This window comes from Flammeovirga aprica JL-4 (assembly GCF_012844305.1).
In the GTDB taxonomy this organism is placed as follows: domain Bacteria; phylum Bacteroidota; class Bacteroidia; order Cytophagales; family Flammeovirgaceae; genus Flammeovirga; species Flammeovirga aprica.
In genome coordinates, this window is sequence record NZ_JABANE010000421.1 from 1 (window position 1) to 549 (window position 549).

A 549-nucleotide genomic window follows, 5' to 3' on the forward strand; every position below is an offset into this window, starting at 1 on the left:
CCATTTCCTCTTTTGAAATGTACGAATTTTCAAGAGCTAAAGTCCAAAAAATGGGTTATGCTTTCTTAGGTACAGATAAATGCTATTACAGTGTTCCTTATCATTACATAGGTAAATACATCGAAATTCAGTACAATAAAAGGGTAGTAGAGATCTACTACAACAAAGAAAGAATAGCGATTCACAGTAAAAGTCAGACGCAAGGAAAGTACATTACCGTCGCGGATCACTTGTCTACGGCACACAAGAAATATATGCAATGGAACGATGACTATTTTATAATTATTGCAGGAACTATCGGTGAAAATATGAAACAATTTATATCTACATATATTTCAAATTACAAGTATCCTCAAGCTTCCTATAAATCTTGTAATTATTTTGTTAAAGTCCTGCCTAAACAGCACACTTTTGAAGAGTTGGAGAAAGTGGCGAGTCTATGTGTAGAACATAGCATTTTCAGTTATGATTTCTATATGAAAATGTTACAGAATAAAGCTTATGAAAATCACTCAAAAACAGCTGAAGTACAGCATATCCCTGTTCATA

1 protein-coding gene is annotated in these 549 nt (G+C 33.0%); it reads left to right on the top strand.

What is annotated here, in order from left to right; all coding sequences use genetic code 11:
- Nucleotides 1-17: 17 nt before the first annotated feature.
- The coding region (locus tag HHU12_RS36140; protein ID WP_449401702.1) for a Mu transposase domain-containing protein at nt 18-549 on the top strand (532 nt) is incomplete at its 3' end.